This window comes from Paracoccus sp. pheM1 (assembly GCF_018499825.1).
Lineage (GTDB): Bacteria > Pseudomonadota > Alphaproteobacteria > Rhodobacterales > Rhodobacteraceae > Paracoccus > Paracoccus versutus.
This window is the reverse complement of the sequence record NZ_JAGXCX010000002.1, coordinates 644,561-660,452: the sequence shown is the minus strand read 5'-3', so window position 1 is coordinate 660,452 and position 15,892 is coordinate 644,561. Positions and strand designations below refer to the sequence as shown.

General features: G+C 67.5%; 22 protein-coding genes. 18 read left to right on the top strand and 4 right to left on the bottom strand.

All coding sequences use genetic code 11. From position 1 onward, the window contains the following. Positions 1-207: 207 nt before the first annotated feature. Positions 208-495: a hypothetical protein gene (locus KF941_RS17295; RefSeq protein ID WP_214274032.1), complete on the bottom strand. Its 288-nt coding sequence runs from the start codon at positions 493-495 to the stop codon at positions 208-210. A 56-nt stretch (positions 496-551) separates the two neighbouring features. Here KF941_RS17295 and KF941_RS17290 point away from each other — a divergent pair, with 56 nt between their 5' ends. After that, on the top strand, positions 552-992 hold the full coding sequence (locus KF941_RS17290) for a hypothetical protein (RefSeq protein ID WP_214274031.1): 441 nt from the start codon (positions 552-554) through the stop codon (positions 990-992). A gap of 203 nt (positions 993-1,195) precedes the next feature. Further along, positions 1,196-1,777: a L,D-transpeptidase gene (locus tag KF941_RS17285; protein WP_346429007.1), complete on the top strand. Its 582-nt coding sequence runs from the start codon at positions 1,196-1,198 to the stop codon at positions 1,775-1,777. Positions 1,778-1,876: 99 nt separating this feature from the next. Here the strand turns inward: KF941_RS17285 and KF941_RS17280 are convergent, their stop codons facing one another. Further along, positions 1,877-2,311 carry a helix-turn-helix domain-containing protein gene (locus KF941_RS17280; RefSeq protein WP_214274029.1) on the bottom strand — a complete coding sequence of 145 codons (435 nt, stop codon included), beginning with the start codon at positions 2,309-2,311 and terminating at the stop codon, positions 1,877-1,879. A gap of 92 nt (positions 2,312-2,403) precedes the next feature. On the opposite strand from KF941_RS17280, the gene KF941_RS17275 reads away from it, so the two are divergent. From KF941_RS17275 to KF941_RS17215, 13 genes are all read left to right on the top strand, one after another. Continuing rightward, positions 2,404-4,617 carry a heavy metal translocating P-type ATPase gene (locus tag KF941_RS17275; RefSeq protein WP_214274028.1) on the top strand — a complete coding sequence of 738 codons (2,214 nt, stop codon included), beginning with the start codon at positions 2,404-2,406 and terminating at the stop codon, positions 4,615-4,617. Next, positions 4,617-5,198 (top strand): isoprenylcysteine carboxylmethyltransferase family protein, encoded by a 582-nt coding sequence (locus KF941_RS17270; protein WP_214274027.1) that lies wholly within the window; start codon positions 4,617-4,619, stop codon positions 5,196-5,198. The genes KF941_RS17275 and KF941_RS17270 overlap by 1 nt, the downstream gene beginning before the upstream one ends. Beyond that, the gene (gene lspA / locus KF941_RS17265) at positions 5,195-5,650 is read left to right on the top strand and encodes a signal peptidase II (RefSeq protein ID WP_240540468.1); all 456 of its coding nucleotides are present in this window, start codon (positions 5,195-5,197) and stop codon (positions 5,648-5,650) included. Before KF941_RS17270 ends, lspA begins: the two co-directional genes overlap by 4 nt. Before the next feature lie 160 nt (positions 5,651-5,810). Continuing rightward, a complete protein-coding gene (locus KF941_RS17260; RefSeq protein WP_240540543.1) occupies positions 5,811-6,251 on the top strand; it encodes a disulfide bond formation protein B in 441 nt (146 codons plus the stop codon). Next, a complete protein-coding gene (locus KF941_RS17255) occupies positions 6,248-6,907 on the top strand; it encodes a thioredoxin domain-containing protein (RefSeq protein WP_214274025.1) in 660 nt (219 codons plus the stop codon). The genes KF941_RS17260 and KF941_RS17255 overlap by 4 nt, the downstream gene beginning before the upstream one ends. An 11-nt stretch (positions 6,908-6,918) precedes the next feature. After that, positions 6,919-7,506 carry an SCO family protein gene (locus KF941_RS17250; RefSeq protein ID WP_214274024.1) on the top strand — a complete coding sequence of 196 codons (588 nt, stop codon included), beginning with the start codon at positions 6,919-6,921 and terminating at the stop codon, positions 7,504-7,506. Positions 7,507-7,510: 4 nt separating this feature from the next. Next, positions 7,511-7,987 carry a copper chaperone PCu(A)C gene (locus KF941_RS17245; RefSeq protein ID WP_214274023.1) on the top strand — a complete coding sequence of 159 codons (477 nt, stop codon included), beginning with the start codon at positions 7,511-7,513 and terminating at the stop codon, positions 7,985-7,987. Then, positions 7,969-8,586, top strand: a complete 618-nt coding sequence (locus tag KF941_RS17240; RefSeq protein WP_214274022.1) for an SCO family protein — start codon at positions 7,969-7,971, stop codon at positions 8,584-8,586. The genes KF941_RS17245 and KF941_RS17240 overlap by 19 nt, the downstream gene beginning before the upstream one ends. A 5-nt stretch (positions 8,587-8,591) precedes the next feature. Beyond that, a complete protein-coding gene (locus KF941_RS17235; RefSeq protein ID WP_214274021.1) occupies positions 8,592-9,065 on the top strand; it encodes a DUF411 domain-containing protein in 474 nt (157 codons plus the stop codon). A gap of 22 nt (positions 9,066-9,087) precedes the next feature. Next, positions 9,088-9,612 (top strand): L,D-transpeptidase family protein, encoded by a 525-nt coding sequence (locus tag KF941_RS17230; protein WP_116221712.1) that lies wholly within the window; start codon positions 9,088-9,090, stop codon positions 9,610-9,612. A gap of 283 nt (positions 9,613-9,895) precedes the next feature. Continuing rightward, positions 9,896-10,168 (top strand): metal/formaldehyde-sensitive transcriptional repressor, encoded by a 273-nt coding sequence (locus tag KF941_RS17225; protein ID WP_214274020.1) that lies wholly within the window; start codon positions 9,896-9,898, stop codon positions 10,166-10,168. Positions 10,169-10,193: 25 nt separating this feature from the next. Next, a complete protein-coding gene (gene dmeF, locus KF941_RS17220; RefSeq protein ID WP_214274019.1) occupies positions 10,194-11,138 on the top strand; it encodes a CDF family Co(II)/Ni(II) efflux transporter DmeF in 945 nt (314 codons plus the stop codon). Between the two features lie 103 nt (positions 11,139-11,241). Beyond that, positions 11,242-11,601 (top strand): hypothetical protein, encoded by a 360-nt coding sequence (locus KF941_RS17215; RefSeq protein ID WP_214274018.1) that lies wholly within the window; start codon positions 11,242-11,244, stop codon positions 11,599-11,601. Here the strand turns inward: KF941_RS17215 and KF941_RS17210 are convergent. Beyond that, positions 11,589-12,335, bottom strand: a complete 747-nt coding sequence (locus tag KF941_RS17210; RefSeq protein ID WP_214274017.1) for a substrate-binding domain-containing protein — start codon at positions 12,333-12,335, stop codon at positions 11,589-11,591. The genes KF941_RS17215 and KF941_RS17210 overlap by 13 nt on opposite strands. 101 nt (positions 12,336-12,436) lie before the next feature. Between KF941_RS17210 and KF941_RS17205 the strand changes: the two genes are divergently transcribed. The 3 genes from KF941_RS17205 to KF941_RS17195 are packed head-to-tail and all read left to right on the top strand — an operon-like array spanning position 12,437 to position 15,262. Further along, the gene (locus KF941_RS17205; protein WP_214274016.1) at positions 12,437-13,480 is read left to right on the top strand and encodes an ABC transporter substrate-binding protein; all 1,044 of its coding nucleotides are present in this window, start codon (positions 12,437-12,439) and stop codon (positions 13,478-13,480) included. After that, positions 13,477-14,517: an iron ABC transporter permease gene (locus KF941_RS17200; protein ID WP_244294969.1), complete on the top strand. Its 1,041-nt coding sequence runs from the start codon at positions 13,477-13,479 to the stop codon at positions 14,515-14,517. The genes KF941_RS17205 and KF941_RS17200 overlap by 4 nt, the downstream gene beginning before the upstream one ends. Next, positions 14,510-15,262, top strand: coding sequence for an ABC transporter ATP-binding protein (locus tag KF941_RS17195; protein ID WP_114537256.1), 753 nt, complete (start codon positions 14,510-14,512; stop codon positions 15,260-15,262). Before KF941_RS17200 ends, KF941_RS17195 begins: the two co-directional genes overlap by 8 nt. A 215-nt stretch (positions 15,263-15,477) precedes the next feature. On the opposite strand, the gene KF941_RS17190 is transcribed toward KF941_RS17195, so the two are convergent. After that, the gene (locus KF941_RS17190) at positions 15,478-15,819 is read right to left on the bottom strand and encodes a hypothetical protein (protein WP_214274015.1); all 342 of its coding nucleotides are present in this window, start codon (positions 15,817-15,819) and stop codon (positions 15,478-15,480) included. Positions 15,820-15,892: the final 73 nt, after the last annotated feature.

Below are 15,892 nucleotides of genomic sequence, written 5' to 3'. Positions count from 1 at the left end.
CGGTTCTTCGCCTTCCGGCCCCTAGGCCAGCCCTTGCTGCGATCCGCGCTGCACCTGCATTGCCGGGCGCAAATGCCGCATTTTCCCGGCATTTCCGGGGGAAAGGCCTGAAACAACAGGCGATTGAAGCCCGGAAAACCTCTTGTTTTCCGCCATCCCAAGCGTGGTTGGACGGTGACTTTGCCCATTTGCCAAGGCCATTGGCGCTCATCGAAACTTCCCGAAAAAAAAGCCGCCCCGAGGGACGACCTGGCCGATGAAATGCTGCGATTGCCAACTAAAGATCCGCGAGCCGATAGATTCCGCAATCGCGATTCGAGCCGTGGAGGATCGGGTGCGCAGGGCGCGACGGGTCGCGATCCATTCCTGTGCGTGCAGCCCGTCGAACAGGCGGCCCTTGCTCGTCTCGCCATGCACGGTCCCGACCTTGACCCAGTTCCCGTCGAGGCAGACTTCGATGGCGCCGATGCCGGCATGGTTCCAGCGGATGTCCACGGTCTGCCCACCGGAACCAGATCGCGAGATCCTCCGAATGATACCGGATGCCGAGAATGGTGATCCCGTCCTTGAACACACGCATTTGCGATCACATCCCGATGGACTTCGCGGGCGGGCCATCCTACCCATATGGCATGATGCGCCTGCTTGCCCTGCTGTTCACCTTTGCCGTGATGAACGCCGCCCTGATCCTGTCGGTGGCGCATGACGGCGTGGTAGCGTCGCAGCAATTGGCGATGGAAGCCGCAGCCGGGCAGGAGGCCGAGCCTTCTTCCGCCCCAGGCAATGCGTCCTGCATGCTGAGCGGCAGTTGCAGCAGCGATGGAACAGCCTGCGACTGGACCTGTGCCTCGCATGCCGCCGTCGAGACGGCGTCCTTGCAAGATGGGGCCGCACAGGACGCCAGCAGGCTCGAGCGGCTGTTTGCCGTCTCGTCCTGGCGAACGACGGGACCGCTGCGGCAAGAGCGGCCTCCGAGAACTCTCTTCGTCTGATCCTGCGCCTCGGGCGCAATTCGCCATCAGCCTGGCAAAATCCCGCCGGGTGCGGTCGTCATGGCCCACCCCGACGCGGTTTCCGGGCTGATGTGATCACAGACAGAACGGATTGAGTCATCAACATGGATAAGGGATTCAAAGGCTCCGGCCTTGATCGCAGGGCATTTGTCGGCGGGCTGGTATGTGCCGGTAGCGGCGCCATGGGCGCGTTTGCGCAGCAGTTCGACCCGAGCACGGGGAACATGGTCTATGGCGGTGCAGGCCAGGGGCAGGCACCCGATATCGGCGCCTGGCAGGTAAATCCGAACGCCGATCGGCGTCGGAACCTGTCCGCCTTCCGCATGTGGCATTGGAGCGATCATTTCAGCGACCTGGGGGTCGGGGTGATTCTGGCCGATGTTTCGTCGCGGGCGCTGCACTACTGGTCCGCCGGCGAGGCCACCTATCGGGTCTATCCCTGCTCGGTGCCGGTGACCGAGGAGCTGACCAAGCGCGGCAAGACCGAGGTGGTCCGCAAGGCGAAGAACCCGCCATGGACCCCCACGCCCGACATGCGCAAAAAGGATCCGAGCCTGCCCTTGCGCGTCGAAGGCGGCGCGCCGGAAAATCCCCTTGGCGCTTATGGGCTCTATCTGTCCTGGCCCGCCTATCTCATCCACGGCACGCATGACACCCGAAAGATCGGGCGCCTGTCATCGAACGGCTGCTACGGCCTCTATAACGAGCATGTCACCGAGCTTTACGACCTCGCCGAGATCGGCACGCAGGTCGCCGTGTTCTAGAAGCCTCGCCGCAGGCGCGAGCCCGCGGCGATATGTGAAACCAGGAGGCTCTCGGATGATCAGCCCGGCCCATGTCTCGATGGCGGTGCGAAACCGCGCCTATGGGGGATCCGTGTCGCCATGATCGCCATGCAGGCAAAGATCATGGTTGCCCAGCACCTCGATCACCCGGCAGTCGGCGATGGTGCCGCAGGCGCATTGCGCCAGCATGCGCTGCAATTCGTCGCGCAACACCGTCAGCCGGGCGATGCGGGCATTGACCGCCGCAAGCTGGCGGCCGGCGATCTCGTCGGCGGCGGCGCAGGGGATGTCCGGCCGGTCCGACAGGCTCAGCAACTCGCGGATCGCCTCGAGCGGGAAGCCCAGGTCGCGGGCATGGCGGATGAAGGCCAGCCGCTCTTGCACCTTCGGCGTGTAAAGCCGCTGGTTGCCCGCCGTCCGCTCGGGCTGGGGCAAAAGGCCGATCTGTTCGTAATAGCGGATCGTCGGCACCTTCACCCCGGTCGCCCGGCTGAGTTTTCCGATGGAGAGCATGAGAAACCCCTTGAAGCTCTAGTTGCTGGAGCACCTAGGTTCCCGAATCATCGAGGACAAGGCCCGCGGTCTGCGCGGGCAGGAGATGAACGATGCGTGACGAAAATGCCGAACGGGTCGAATGGACGGTGACGGGCATGGACTGCGCCGCCTGCACCCGCAAGATCACCGCGGCGGTCGAGCGGATGCCGGGGGTGGGCGAGGTCTCGGTCGGGCTGATGGCCGAGAAGCTGTCGCTGACGCTGCACCCGGAGGGGGCGAGCCGCGACCAGATCGAGGACACGGTTCGGCGCCTGGGCTTTGGCATCGCGCCGCGCGGGCAGGAGGCACCGCGCAAGAAGGCCTTCGTGCTGCCCGATGCCGCGCCTGCGGCGGCCGTGGCACCGGCAGCCGCCCCGGCCACGCATGGCCACGACCATGGCGCTGCCCGCGGCCAGAGATGGCATCGCACCGCCAAGGGCCGGCTGGTCGTCACGACCGGCGTGCTGCTGGCCGCGGCCTGGGCCTTCGAGCTGTTGACCACGGCCGAATGGGGCTATTGGGCCTTCCTGCTGGCCTGCGTGATCGGCGTCGCCCCGGTGGCGAAGCGCGCCTTCGCGGCGCTGCGCATGGGCCAGCCCTTCACCATCGAAAGCCTGATGACCATCGCCGCCGTCGGCGCCCTCTTCATCGGTGCGGCCGAGGAGGCGGCGCTGGTCGTGTTCCTGTTCGCCCTGGGCGAGGTGCTGGAGGGCGTCGCCGCCGGCCGGGCGCGCGACGGCATCCGGGCGCTGGCCGATCTGGTGCCCAAGACCGCGCTGCTGGAGGTGAACGGCAAGACGCGGGAGGTTCCCGCCGACAGCCTGGGGATCGGCCAGGTCGTGCTGGTCCGTCCCGGCGACCGCATCCCCGCCGATGGCGCGATCGCCGAGGGCACGAGCGGCATCGACGACAGCCCGGTGACCGGCGAGAGCGTGCCGGTGACCAAGGGACCGGGGGACGGGGTTTTCGCCGGCTCGATCAATACCGAGGCGGCGCTGCGCGTGCGCGTCATGCGCGAGCCTGCGGACAACACCATCGCCCGCATCATCCGGCTGGTCGAGGAGGCCGAGGAAGCCCGCGCGCCCACCGAGCGCTTCATCGACCGCTTCAGTCGCTGGTACATGCCCGCCGTGGTGGCGGTCTCGGCGCTGGTGGTGCTGGTGCCGCCGCTGGCATTCGGCGCGGACTGGGGGAGCTGGATCTATCGCGGCCTGGCGCTGCTGCTGATCGGCTGCCCTTGCGCGCTGGTGATCTCGGTCCCGGCCTCGATCGCCTCCTCGCTCTCGGCCGGGGCGAAGCGCGGGCTGTTGATGAAGGGCGGCGCGGTGATCGAGGCCGCGGCCAAGGTCAACCAAGTCGCCTTCGACAAGACCGGCACGCTGACGCATGGCCGGCCGGTGGTCACCGACCTGGTGCCGGCCGCCGGCGTGGACGAGGCCGGGCTGCTGGCGGTGGCGGGCGGGGTCGAGGCCGGCTCCAGCCATCCGCTGGCGCGGGCCATCCTGGCGCGTGCCGCCGAGGCGGGCGTGGCCCCGCTGCCCGCGCGCGAGGCGCGGGCGCTGGTGGGCCGGGGGGTCGAGGCGGTCGTCGCGGACGAGCCCGCATGGGTCTCCTCGCCCCGCCATGCCGCCGAGCAGGGCGGAATCGAAACCGATGCGATCCGCCGCGCCATCGCGCTGGAAAGCGAGGGCAAGACCGTGGTCGCGGTCTTTCGCGCGCGCCGCCCCCTGGGGTTGATCGCCATGCGCGACGAGCCGCGCGCCGATGCCGCCGAGGCGATGGCCCAGCTTCGCGCGCTGGATGTCGGCGCGGTCATGCTGACCGGCGACAACCCGCGCACCGCCGAGGCCATCGCGGGCGCCCTTGGCATGGACCATCGCGCCGGGATGCTGCCCGAAGGCAAGCTGGCCGCGATCCGCGACATGGCCGCGCAGGGGGGCGTGATGATGATCGGCGACGGCATCAACGACGCCCCGGCGCTGAAGCAGGCGAGCGTGGGGGTGGCGATGGGCTCGGGCACCGACGTGGCGCTGGAGACGGCGGATGCGGCGATCCTGCGCGACCGGGTGGCGGACGTTCCGGCGCTGATCCGGCTGGCGCGGGCGACGATGGGCAACATCCGCCAGAACGTCGCCATCGCGCTGGGGCTGAAGGCGGTGTTCCTGGTGACCTCGGTCCTCGGCATCACCGGGCTGTGGATCGCCATCCTGGCCGATACCGGCGCGACCGTGCTGGTCACGCTCAATGCCCTGCGCATGCTGGGCTTCCGCCCGGAGCAGAGCTGATGCCGCTCGCCCTGGCCGCGTGGCTGATCCTGATCTGCTATCTGGCCCTGTTCTTCTGGGGCTCGGCCGAGGCGCGGCGCGCGGCAGGCCAGCCGGTCTGGCTGTTCGCCTATGCGCGGGGCCGCGACCGCCTGGCGGCCATCGGCTTTCGTCTGGGCTTCCTGCTGGCGCTGGTCGGCCCGGTCGTGGCCGGTTCCACAGCCCTGCCCACGGGACTGCAGGTTGCAGGCGTCGCGTTGGCCGCCCTCGGCATGGCGGTGGCCTTCGGCGCGCAGATGGCGATGGGGGCGTCGTGGCGCGTCGGGCTGCGCGCTGGCGAGGAAGGGCCGCTGGTCACCACCGGACCGTTCAGGATCAGCCGCAACCCGACCTTCCTGGGCCAGTTCCTGCTTCTGGCCGGTGTCCTGCTGGCCAGCCCGTCGGCGCCGACGCTGGCCGGGCTGGCGCTGTTCGCCGCCTCCGCATCCGTCCAGATCCGCAGCGAGGAGCGCCTGCTGCGCGCCCGTCATGGCGGGGCCTATGACCGATGGGCGCGGCAGGTGCCGCGCTGGATCGGCCTTCGCCGGGAGGAACGGACTTGAGACCGCACAGCCTTCTTCTGGTCGTCCTGCTGGTTCTGCTGCTGGACCAGGCGAGCAAGTCCGCCGCGCTGTCCTTGCTGGAGCAGGGACGGCCCGTCGTGGTCTTTGCCGGTTTCAACCTCGCTCTTGGCTTCAATACCGGCGCAAGCTTCGGGTTGCTTGCCGAAATCATGGCGACACGGCCGCTGGCCATGGCCGCGCTGACGGCGGCGCTGACCGTCTTCTTCGCCCTCATGGCCTTGCGTGCCCGCCATCCGTTCGAGGCGGTGGGTCATGCGTTGATCGTGGGCGGGGCGGCAGGGAATGTCCTGGACCGGCTCCGGCAAGGCAGGGTGACGGATTTCCTGGACCTCTATTGGGGCGACCAGCATTGGCCGGCCTTCAATGGCGCGGACATCGCGATCTTTCTGGGCGCGGTGCTGTTCCTGCTCCCCATGGCGAAAAGGACCTAGCGCCATGAAGGAAACTCTTATCGCCGCCGCGCTCATACTCGTTGCCTATCTTGGGCTGTATATCTGGGGAAACCGTGCTGCGCTCAAGTCTCGCAATTGCCCGGTTCCCACGCCATTGGCCGGACGAACAAAGGTTTCCGCGATCCAGGGGCCTGAGCGCATGATGCAGGGTAACCGCGCTGTCACCTCCGCCGCCGAAATGCTGCTGCTTGCTGCTTTTCTGACTGCTCTGGCGGCAACTCTGGGTGCGCTGTTCATCGGCGAGGTGCTGGGCCAGATGCCCTGCACCCTGTGCTGGTATCAGCGGATCGCGATGTTCCCGCTGGTGCCGGTGTTGGCCATCGGCTTGTGGCGCGGGGACGCGGGCGCATGGTTCTATGCCCTGCCGTTGGTGTCGGCCGGTCTGGCCATCGCGCTCTGGCATTCCGGCCTTTACGCCGGGCTGATCCCCGAGACCGCCAGCCCCTGCACCCGGGACGGCCCCTCCTGCTCGAACCGGGCGCAGATGACCATCATCGGCCTGCCGATCCCCTATCTCTCGCTTGGCGCCTTCGCCGGGATCGCGCTGTGCCTTGGCCTCAGGAAAGGAAAACCAACGTGAACCGCAGAACCATCGTCATCGGCAGCCTCGTCCTCGGCGCGGCCGCCTTCGCAGGTGGGGCCTGGCAGGTCGCCCGGCGGCGCGAGGCCGCGCAGACCGCCGCTGTCGCCGAGACCCTGCAAGCCCAGCCCGATGCGCTGGTCCGACCGCATTCCCCGATCCTTGGATCCGCGGATGCGCCGGTGACGCTGGTCGAGTTCTTCGATCCCTCCTGCGAGGCCTGCCGCGCTTTCCATCCCGCGGTCAGCCGGCTGCTGCGGGACCATCCCGAACAGCTGCGCGTCGTGCTGCGCTATGCCCCCTTCCACCAGGGATCGGACGAGGGCGTGCGCATCCTGGAAGCCGCAAGGATGCAGGACAGGTTTGTGCCCGTGCTCGACGCCCTGCTTGATCAGCAGCCCCGCTGGGCGGCACACGGTGCTCCGCGGCTGGACTGGGCCTGGCAGGTCGCTGGCGAAGCGGGGCTGGATCTTGCCAAGGCCGGGTCGGACCGGCTGCACCCGGCGATAACCGCCGTCCTGAACCAGGACATGGCGGATGTGGAGGTGCTGCAAATCCGGGGCACGCCGACCTTCTTCCTCAATGGCGAAAGGCTGACGGATCTGAGCATCGAAAAACTGCGCGCGGCCGTCACCGACGCCGTGAACGCGCAGTAAGGGGGCCGCCGATGAACCTGCGACGGATCAGGCTGGTCCTCTGGGCGCTGGTGGCCGCGGCGCTGGCGGGTGTTCTTGCCTTGCACTGGGCCGGAAGGCGGCCTAAGCCATCCCAAGCCGCCTTCCGTCCCGATTTCGTATTGCAGGACGCGGCCGGGCGGACCTATGGCATGGAGGATTTCCGTGGCAGGTTCGCGCTGGTCTTCTTCGGCTTCACCAACTGCCCCGACGTCTGCCCGACGACCATGTCCGAGGTGGCGCTGGTGATGAACGACCTGGGATCGGAAGCGGACAAGGTGCAGCCGCTGTTCATTTCCATCGACCCCCAACGGGACCGCGGGCAGGGGCTGTCCGAATATCTGGCGGCCTTCCATCCGGCGATCCTCGGCCTTGCCGGCGACGGGGCCGCGACGCAGGCGGCCGCCGAGAGCTTCAGGATCCATTTCGAGCGCGAGGAATCCCCGGCCGCACCCGATGGCTACACCATGTCGCATAGTCCGGGGCTGTTTTTGATCGGCCCGAATGGCGAATGGCTGCGCCAATTCCCCCATGAGACCCCCGCAGCCGAGATTCTGGCGGATATCCAGGAAAGGATCTGAACCGATGAAACGCTTCGCAATTGTGCTTGGGCTTGCCGTCATGCTGCCCCTGGCCGCCGCGGCCGAATGCGCCAGCGTCTCGGCGGGCGACCTGACCGTCACCGGCGCCTGGTCGCGCGCCACCATCGGCACCGCCCGCCCGGCGGTCTTCTATGTCGAGATCCGCAACGATGGCGAGACCGGCGACCGGCTGACGGGGATCGACACCCCGGTCGCCGCCATGCCGATGCTGCACCGGACCGTGGTCAAGGACGGCGTCGCCTCGATGCCGCATGCCGAGGCGATCGACATTCCGGCTGGCGAGACCGTCAGTCTGGCTCCCGGCGGCTATCATGGCATGCTGATGGAGCTGACCGCGCCGCTTGCCGAAGGCGAAACCTTTCCGGTGGCGTTGCGGTTCGAACGGGCCGGCTCGGTCGAGATCGACGCCCGGGTCCTGTCGATACGCGCACAGGGGGCGGGATGCGACGCCGCGGGCTGATCCTGGGTGCGGCGGGCCTGGCGGGAGCCTTCGGCTTCATGATGGGGCTGGGTGCCTGGCGCGGCGGTGATCCGCCCCCGCCGAGAGGGGGCGAGGGCGCCCGCGATGGCGAGAGGATGGATCTGTCCCGCATGGCTTGGGAACTGACCGACGATCACGGCACTCGCGTCGCGCCGCGCGATTGGCTCGGGCAGGCCAGCATGGTCTTCTTCGGTTTCACCTGGTGTCCCGATGTCTGTCCCACGACGCTGATGGACATCTCCGGTTGGCTGGACGACCTGGGACCGGATGCCGACCGCATCCGCGTCAGCCTGATCACCGTCGATCCCGAACGCGACAGTCCGCAGGTCCTTGGCGAATACCTGTCGAACTTCGATCCCCGCATCCGGGGTCTGACCGGATCGCCCGAGGACATCGCCCTGGCGGCCGCCGGCTTTGCCGTCAAATACGAACGTGTTCCGCGTGACGATGGCGATTACACGATGAATCATACATCCGGCGTCTATGTCTTTCGGCCGTCGGGCGCATTGTCGAGCATCATCGATTTCCACGAGGATCGCCAGTTCGCGGTCCCGAAGATCCGAAGGGCCATCGAATGAGAACCATGTCTACCGCGAGCCGCAGCGCGTTGATCGCCGTTGCCTTGCTGGCCGTCCCCCTTGCCGCCACGGCGCAGAACCCGCACCCGGCCCTCCATGTCGTCGAAGGGCAGGGTTGCGAATGCTGCGTCGAATGGACGAACCATCTGCGCCAGCAAGGCTTCGAGGTGACCTCGGAAAAGCGCTTCGGCACCCTGCTGATGAAGCACAAGATCGACAGGGGTGTGCCGGTCGAGCACGCCTCCTGCCATACCGGCGAGATCGACGGGTATTTCCTGGAGGGGCATGTTCCGGTCGAGGATATTCGCCGGCTGTTGCAGGATCGACCCGACGCCGCCGGGCTGGCGGTTCCGGGCATGCCCTACGGCAGCCCCGGCATGGGACCGGAATCTGAACGCGAGGCCTATGATGTCCTGCTGATCCGCAAGGACGGCAGCACCGAGGTCTTCAGCAGCTATCCCGCTTCTGATGGCCGCTGACCCGTTTCAGGAGCAATACCGCATGATTTCCTTGAACCGGCGCCATTTTTCCCTGGCAGGTCTTTCCGCCCTCGCAGCCTGTGGTGCGCCCCAGCCGAAGCGACCGCAGTTCAAGTCTTATTCCGGTCCTCCGGTCACCCAGGTCGTGGTCTACAAGGGCCAGCGCCGCTTGCACCTGGTGAGCGGCCAGACGGTGCTGAAATCCTACGATTTCGGCCTGGGCTTCCAGCCCATCGGCCACAAGCAGTTCGAGGGCGACGGCAAGACGCCGGAAGGGCTCTATTTCATTGACCGTTTCAACCCCCGCAGCCGCTATCATCTCTCCGTTGGCATTTCCTATCCGAACGACCGGGACCGTGCCTTCGCTGAACGACTGGGACGCGATCCGGGCGGGGACATCATGTTCCACGGCCGCGGGCCCGAAGGCAATGAACGGGTCCGCAAGAATCGGGACTGGACAGCCGGCTGCATCACCGTCACCGACGAAGAGATCGAGGACATCTACGCCATGCTGCAACCCGGCGCGCCGGTCGTGATCTATTCGTGAGATGGAGGTGGAGGGATGCGGTTTTTGATGTTGGACATCTTTGTGCTCTCATGTGATTTGCGCAGCCCTCGGTTGGACGCAGGAATTGCCGGTCGACCTCTGTTCACTAAACGGGCTGCATAAAAACAGGGGACTTTTGTGATCGATAGATGGTCTGTGCCATCGTCCGTGGAATAGCGGACAGCGAAGGCATCGTTAGCCCTCATCCATTCCCCGGCTTCCCCGACCTCGCCTTATATAGTATAGTCCCCCATACCATATGAAGCCGAGGATCGCCGCCGCCATGTCCCACACCATCCGCGACAAGCAGAAGCTGATCGCCCGGGTCCGCCGCCTCAGGGGCCAGATCGAGGGGATCGAGCGCGCGCTGGAGGCCGAGAGGCCCTGCGGCGAGATCCTGCGCCAGCTGGCCTCGGCCCGCGGCGCAATGAGCGGGCTGACGGCGGAGGTGATGGAGGACCATCTGCGCGAGCACGTGCTTCACGCCGAGACCGAGGCCGAGCGCCGGCAGGGCGGCGAGGAACTGATCGACGTCATCCGAACCTACATGAAATAGCCGCGCGGCGGCGGGAGCAACGGCCATGTCCGCAATCGACATCTCCGCCCATACCCACGGGCACGACTTCCTGGGTCAGCACCACCGGCGCAATGAGCGCCGGGTCTGGCTGGTCATCGCCCTGACGGCTTCGATGATGGTGGCCGAGATCGCCGCCGGCACGCTCTACGGCTCGATGGCGCTGGTGGCCGATGGCTGGCACATGTCCACCCATGCCGGGGCGATGCTAATCACCGCGCTGGCCTATCTCTATGCCCGCCGCCATGTCGGCGATGCCCGCTTCAGCTTCGGCACCGGCAAGCTGGGCGATCTCGGCGGCTTCGCCAGTGCGGTCGTGCTGGCCCTGATCGCCCTGCTGATCGGCTGGGAAAGCCTGATGCGGCTGGCCAATCCGGTCGAGATCCGCTTTGGGCAGGCCATCGGTGTCGCGGTGGTCGGGCTGGTGGTCAACCTTGCCTGTGCCTGGCTGCTCCGGGACGACCATTCCCATCACCACGGGCATGGGCATCATCACCACGATCATGACCACCATGGCCATGCGCGGGACAACAACCTGCGCGCCGCCTATCTGCATGTGCTGGCGGATGCGCTGACCTCGATCCTGGCCATCGTGGCGTTGCTGGCCGGACGTAGCTATGGCTGGCTCTGGGCCGATCCGCTGATGGGCGTCGTGGGCGCGCTGGTGATCGCGCGCTGGTCCTGGGGGCTGATCCGCGATTCCGGCGCCGTGCTGCTGGACCGGACCCCGCAGGACGAGGACCTGCCTGGCGAAATCCGCGCGGCGATCGAGACCGAGACCGACCGGATCGCCGACCTGCATGTCTGGCAGGTCGGGCCGGGCCATCACGCCGCCATCGTCTCGCTGGTGTCGAGCGATCCGCAGGCGCCCTCGCATTACAAGTCGCGCCTCGCGCGGATCCACGCGCTTTCCCACGTCACCGTCGAGATCGAGCGGGTGGGCGCCGCCTGAGAGGAGGCCATGGTGGGTCGGCCGCGGATTCCGGAACCCGTTGCGGCCATTCGCCGGGCTGTGCGAAGCTGGCCCATCCTCCAGCCCTTGCCCCGGCGGACCCATGACCGAGATCGCACCGCAACCCCGGATCAAGCTGTCGAAGCTGCGCGATATCGGCTGGTCGCTCTGGGATCCCATCGGGCTGCTGGACCCGGAAAGCCAGCCGGGCAGGTGGGACGAAGAGGCCAACTTTGCGGACGAATACGACAGCTATCTGATCTCGGCAGCCTCGCAACTGCGCCGGGGAACGCCCCGCGATGAGGTTGTCGCGTTCCTGGTCGAGATCGAGACCGAGCATATGGGGATGGGCGACAACCCGAGTGCCCGACCGAGGGCGGAAGCGGTCGTCGAGGCGATCCTCGCCGACGACCGCATCTGGACATGGCCGGACGCGCAGGGGCGGTTCGGTTATCCGGGCTGACCGGGGACGGCGAGAAAGCCGTGTTGGCGCAGGATCAGCCTGCAATCCGCGCCTTGCAATGCCTCGAAGAAACGGTGTGCCGGCTTGGGGCCGTCGCATCGCACGCAGGCGCAGATCTCGGTCAGGGGCGCCAGTTCCAGCGGCAGCGGCAGGACCCGTGTTCCGGGAAGGGCCTGCGCGATCCGGTCGGCCGTGGTCGCATAGACGATCAGCATGTCGGCCTGGCCCTCGATCAAGGCCGCGAGTGTCGGGCTGTGGAGCGGCTTATGCGGGTCCGGCAGCACGGCGCCGTAAAGGCTGACGCAACGCGGGCCGAGATCCTGCCAGCGTCGGGGATCTTCGGTCTTGAGCCTCTCCAGGAAGGCTGCGGCATAGTCGCCGCCGGGATCCGCACGGGGCGTTGACATGCCGATGCGCCAGCGTGGATCGGCCAGCAGGGCCAGAGGATCCTCAGCGGACGATTCCAGCGCCGGACGGGCCACCAGCACCATGCGGTTCCGGGCGATGGTGCGGGGCGGGCCGAACAGGCCCGACCGGTGCAGCGCCTCCGGCCCGTGCGGGCTGGCCGAGACGAAGACATCGACGGGCATGCCGTTCCGGATCGCCTCGGCCAGGAGTCCGGCCGGGCCGCGATGGACCTGGACCTCATGCCCCGTCCTTGCGGTGAACGCGCGGGCGAAATCCGTCAGCGCCGCGGCCAGGCTGCCCGCCACGGCGAAAGTGATTTGCGGCATTCCCATCCTGTCCTGCGTCACGCGATATGCTTAACTAGATATATCGAATCGCCTGTGCATGACAGGCCGGAGGGACATCGATGACATGTTTTGATCGCCGAATGGCATCGCGGCCTGCGCTTGCCCTGGGCCTGTCGCTCGCGCTTATCTCGCCCGCGCTTGCCGACCGCACCGTCACGGACCAGATCGGGCGCGAGGTGACCATTCCCGACACCGTCGAGCGTGCCGTCGTCCTGCAGCACCAGACGTTGAACATCGCCGTGCAGCTTGATGCGCAGGGCCAGGTCGCCGGCGTGCTGGACGAATGGAAAAAGCAGCTCGGTCCCGGTTTCGCGCGGCTGGCGCCGGGGATCGAGGATCTCGGCACGCCCGGCGGCCTGACCAGCGTGAACATCGAGGAATTGCTGGCGCTGAAGCCCGATGTCGTCTTCGTCACCAATTACGCCCCGGCCGAGATGCGCGAGCAGATCGAATCCGTCGGCCTGCCGGTGGTGGCGATCTCGCTTCTTGACGTGCCGCCCGAGGAGGCGGTCAAGCAAAGCCCCGTGGTTAGCGGCGACGAGGCCGCGGCCTATGACACCGGCTTCCGCGAAGGCGTGCGGCTGATCGCCGAAGTATTCGGCAAGGCCGAGGCCGGCGAGGACCTGATCGCGGCGGCGACCGAGTCGCGGGCGCTGGTGGCCGAACGGCTGGCCGACGTGCCCGAGGGCGATCGCGTCCGCGCCTATATGGCGAACCCGGACCTGACCACCTATGGCACCGGCAAGTATACCGGGCTGATGATGGCCTATGCCGGGGCAAAGAACGTCGCGGCGGACTCGATCCAGGGCTACAAGCAGGTCACGATGGAAGAGATCCTGGGCTGGAACCCGCAGGTCATCTTCGTCCAGGACCGCTATCCGCAGGTGGTGGACGAGATCAAGTCCGGCGCGGCCTGGCAGCCCATCGACGCGGTCACGGCAGGTCGGGTCTGGCTGATGCCGGAATATGCCAAGGCCTGGGGCTATCCGATGCCCGAGGCCATGGCCCTGGGCGAGCTGTGGATGGCCAAGACGCTTTATCCCGAACGCTTCGAGGACATCGACATGGAAGCCCATGCCGACGACTATTACCGCCGCTTCTACCGCGTGCCCTATCAGCCGTGACCGCCGCGCTGTCCGTCGCCGCCGCACGACGCGAGACCCGGATCCTGTGGGCGCTGGCGGCGGTGCTGGTCGCCACAGCCATCGCTTCACTCGGTGTCGGCCGCATCGACATTCCGCCGGGGCGCGTGCTGCGGATCCTGCTTTCGCCCTGGCTCGCGCCGGCCGAGCCGGTCACGCCGCTGGAATGGAGCGTGATCGTCGTGGTCCGCCTGCCGCGCGTCACCATGGCCGTCCTGGCCGGGGCGGGGCTGGCGCTGGCGGGGGCCTCGCTGCAAGGGCTGTTCCGCAATCCGCTGGTCGGCCCGCAGGTGGTGGGCGTCTCGTCGGGCGCGGCCTTCGGCGGGACGCTGGCGATCCTGCTGGGCTGGCAGCATCTGGGGCTGGTGGGCGCGGCCTTCGCCTTCGGGTTGTCGGCGCTGGCGCTGGTCTGGCTTTTTGCCTCGGTCGTGTCGCGCAGCAATATCCTCGTTCTGGTGCTGGCGGGGGTCGTGGTCTCGGGCTTCTTCGGGGCGTTGGTCAGCCTGGTGCAGTTCACCGCCGACAGCCAGGACAAGCTGCCGGTGATCGTGTTCTGGCTGCTGGGCAGCTTTGCCACCGCCGATGCGGGCAAGGCGGCGCTGCTGGCGGGGCCGGTCCTGCCCTGCGCGGCGGGGCTTCTGGCGCTGCGCTGGCGGATCAACATCCTGTCGATGGGTGACGAGGATGCCCGTGCCTTGGGGCTGCCGGTCACGGGGCTGCGCTGGCTGCTGCTGGCGCTGACGGCGATGATCGTCTCGGCGCAGGTGGCGGTGTCCGGCATGGTCGGCTGGGTCGGGCTGGTGGTGCCGCATCTGGCGCGAATGCTGGTCGGTGCCGATCACCGGGTGCTGCTGCCGGCCTCGGCGCTGCTTGGCGGATCGTTCCTGCTGCTGGTGGACGATGCCGCGCGCAGCATGAGCGCCTCGGAAATACCCCTCGGCATCCTGACCGCGCTGATCGGCACGCCGATGTTCGCGGTCCTGCTGTGGCGGACGCGGGAAAGGCGGATGGATGGCTGAGCCGCTGATCCGCGCCGAAGGGGCCGCGCATTCCTGGGACGGCACCCGCTGGCAGTTCCGCGACCTGGATTTTGCGATCGCGGCGGGTCAGGTTGCGGCCGTTCTGGGCGCCAATGGCTGCGGCAAGTCCACGCTGCTGCGGGTCGCTACCGGGCTGCGCGCCCCGACCCGGGGGCGGATCACGGTGGCCGGCACCGCGGCGCTGGTGCCGCAGGATTTCGCCCGCGCCTTCCCCTATCGCGTGATCGACATGGTGCTGATGGGCCGCGCGCGCCATATCGGATTGCTGCGCATGCCGGGCAGCCGCGACCGCGAGATTGCGCTGGAGGCACTGGCGGTGATCGGCCTTGCCGACAAGGCGGCCGAGCGTTTCGACGCCTTGTCGGGCGGCCAGCGTCAGATGGTGCTGATCGCGCGTGCCATCGCGGCCGAACCTGCGGCGCTGTTTCTGGACGAGCCCGCCTCGGCGCTGGACCTTGGCAACCAGGACCGGGTGCTGCGCCTCGTGCGCAGGCTGGCCGACCGCGGGCTGGCGGTGGTCATGACCACGCATCAGCCCAACCACGCGCTGGCCGTTGCTGACACGGCGCTGCTGATGTTGCCGGAGGGCGCGGTCTTTGGACCCTGCCATGAGGCTTTGACCGAGACCCGGATCGAGATGCTTTACGGTTTGCCGGTGAAGATCCTGGATGTGCAGGCGGAGGAGCGCGGGTTCCGCTCCGTCGTGCCGCTCTACGGCGCATAGGAAAGAGACGCTTGCCGGTAATGAGTTAAGGCAGCGGCGTAGCGCAGATTGCTTTTTACTCGGGTAAGATGGCCGCCGCTCTCGCCACTGGCCTACATTGCTTCGTCCTTGAGCCGTTCCGGGGGTTTTCGGCCTGTCGCCCACTCTGGGCTGGGGCTGCGCCGATACCAGTCGGCGGCGGCGGATAATCGCGAGCGGGCGACCGCGATGTCCGGTCAACATTCTACGCGGCGGCGAATTTTCTGCTCATGCGGACCATTGCCGGATCCCAGATCAAATCCGGGGAATGCGGTTGATGCAAACGAAGGGCCGACGTGGCGCTGGTCGCTGTCGCCAGGAAACTGGCTGTCGCCGCACCGCCTCAATCGCGGCTGACCACCTCCCGTTGCTTCATGCACCGGTAGCCCCCGCGCCGGATGTCGTCGCGCGAACTCCTTCCCCCGCTCAAACAGGATGTCGATCCGGTCGCCCGAGAGGAGGTCGCTCTCCGCGGTACTCGGCTTGCGCTCCACGTCCAGGCTTGGTGTCCTGCAGGTGCTGCCCTTGGTCTTGCCCATCGGTGTCCGCGGCCGGCACAATGATCGTAAAGCCCCCCTTGCGGACATGCTTGCCGGCGGAGGCCTATTGCTT

Bases quoted from the DNA above. Each gene is read 5' to 3' on its own strand.
- KF941_RS17290 (WP_214274031.1), top strand. From the start codon at position 552: ATGGTGATCCCGTCCTTGAACACACGCATTTGCGATCACATCCCGATG.
- KF941_RS17285 (WP_346429007.1), top strand. From the start codon at position 1,196: ATGGGCGCGTTTGCGCAGCAGTTCGACCCGAGCACGGGGAACATGGTC.
- KF941_RS17280 (WP_214274029.1), bottom strand. From the start codon at position 2,311: ATGCTCTCCATCGGAAAACTCAGCCGGGCGACCGGGGTGAAGGTGCCG.
- KF941_RS17275 (WP_214274028.1), top strand. From the start codon at position 2,404: ATGCGTGACGAAAATGCCGAACGGGTCGAATGGACGGTGACGGGCATG.
- KF941_RS17270 (WP_214274027.1), top strand. From the start codon at position 4,617: ATGCCGCTCGCCCTGGCCGCGTGGCTGATCCTGATCTGCTATCTGGCC.
- KF941_RS17260 (WP_240540543.1), top strand. From the start codon at position 5,811: ATGATGCAGGGTAACCGCGCTGTCACCTCCGCCGCCGAAATGCTGCTG.
- KF941_RS17250 (WP_214274024.1), top strand. From the start codon at position 6,919: ATGAACCTGCGACGGATCAGGCTGGTCCTCTGGGCGCTGGTGGCCGCG.
- KF941_RS17245 (WP_214274023.1), top strand. From the start codon at position 7,511: ATGAAACGCTTCGCAATTGTGCTTGGGCTTGCCGTCATGCTGCCCCTG.
- KF941_RS17240 (WP_214274022.1), top strand. From the start codon at position 7,969: ATGCGACGCCGCGGGCTGATCCTGGGTGCGGCGGGCCTGGCGGGAGCC.
- KF941_RS17235 (WP_214274021.1), top strand. From the start codon at position 8,592: ATGTCTACCGCGAGCCGCAGCGCGTTGATCGCCGTTGCCTTGCTGGCC.
- KF941_RS17230 (WP_116221712.1), top strand. From the start codon at position 9,088: ATGATTTCCTTGAACCGGCGCCATTTTTCCCTGGCAGGTCTTTCCGCC.
- KF941_RS17225 (WP_214274020.1), top strand. From the start codon at position 9,896: ATGTCCCACACCATCCGCGACAAGCAGAAGCTGATCGCCCGGGTCCGC.
- dmeF (WP_214274019.1), top strand. From the start codon at position 10,194: ATGTCCGCAATCGACATCTCCGCCCATACCCACGGGCACGACTTCCTG.
- KF941_RS17215 (WP_214274018.1), top strand. From the start codon at position 11,242: ATGACCGAGATCGCACCGCAACCCCGGATCAAGCTGTCGAAGCTGCGC.
- KF941_RS17210 (WP_214274017.1), bottom strand. From the start codon at position 12,335: ATGCCGCAAATCACTTTCGCCGTGGCGGGCAGCCTGGCCGCGGCGCTG.
- KF941_RS17205 (WP_214274016.1), top strand. From the start codon at position 12,437: ATGGCATCGCGGCCTGCGCTTGCCCTGGGCCTGTCGCTCGCGCTTATC.
- KF941_RS17195 (WP_114537256.1), top strand. From the start codon at position 14,510: ATGGCTGAGCCGCTGATCCGCGCCGAAGGGGCCGCGCATTCCTGGGAC.
- KF941_RS17190 (WP_214274015.1), bottom strand. From the start codon at position 15,819: ATGGGCAAGACCAAGGGCAGCACCTGCAGGACACCAAGCCTGGACGTG.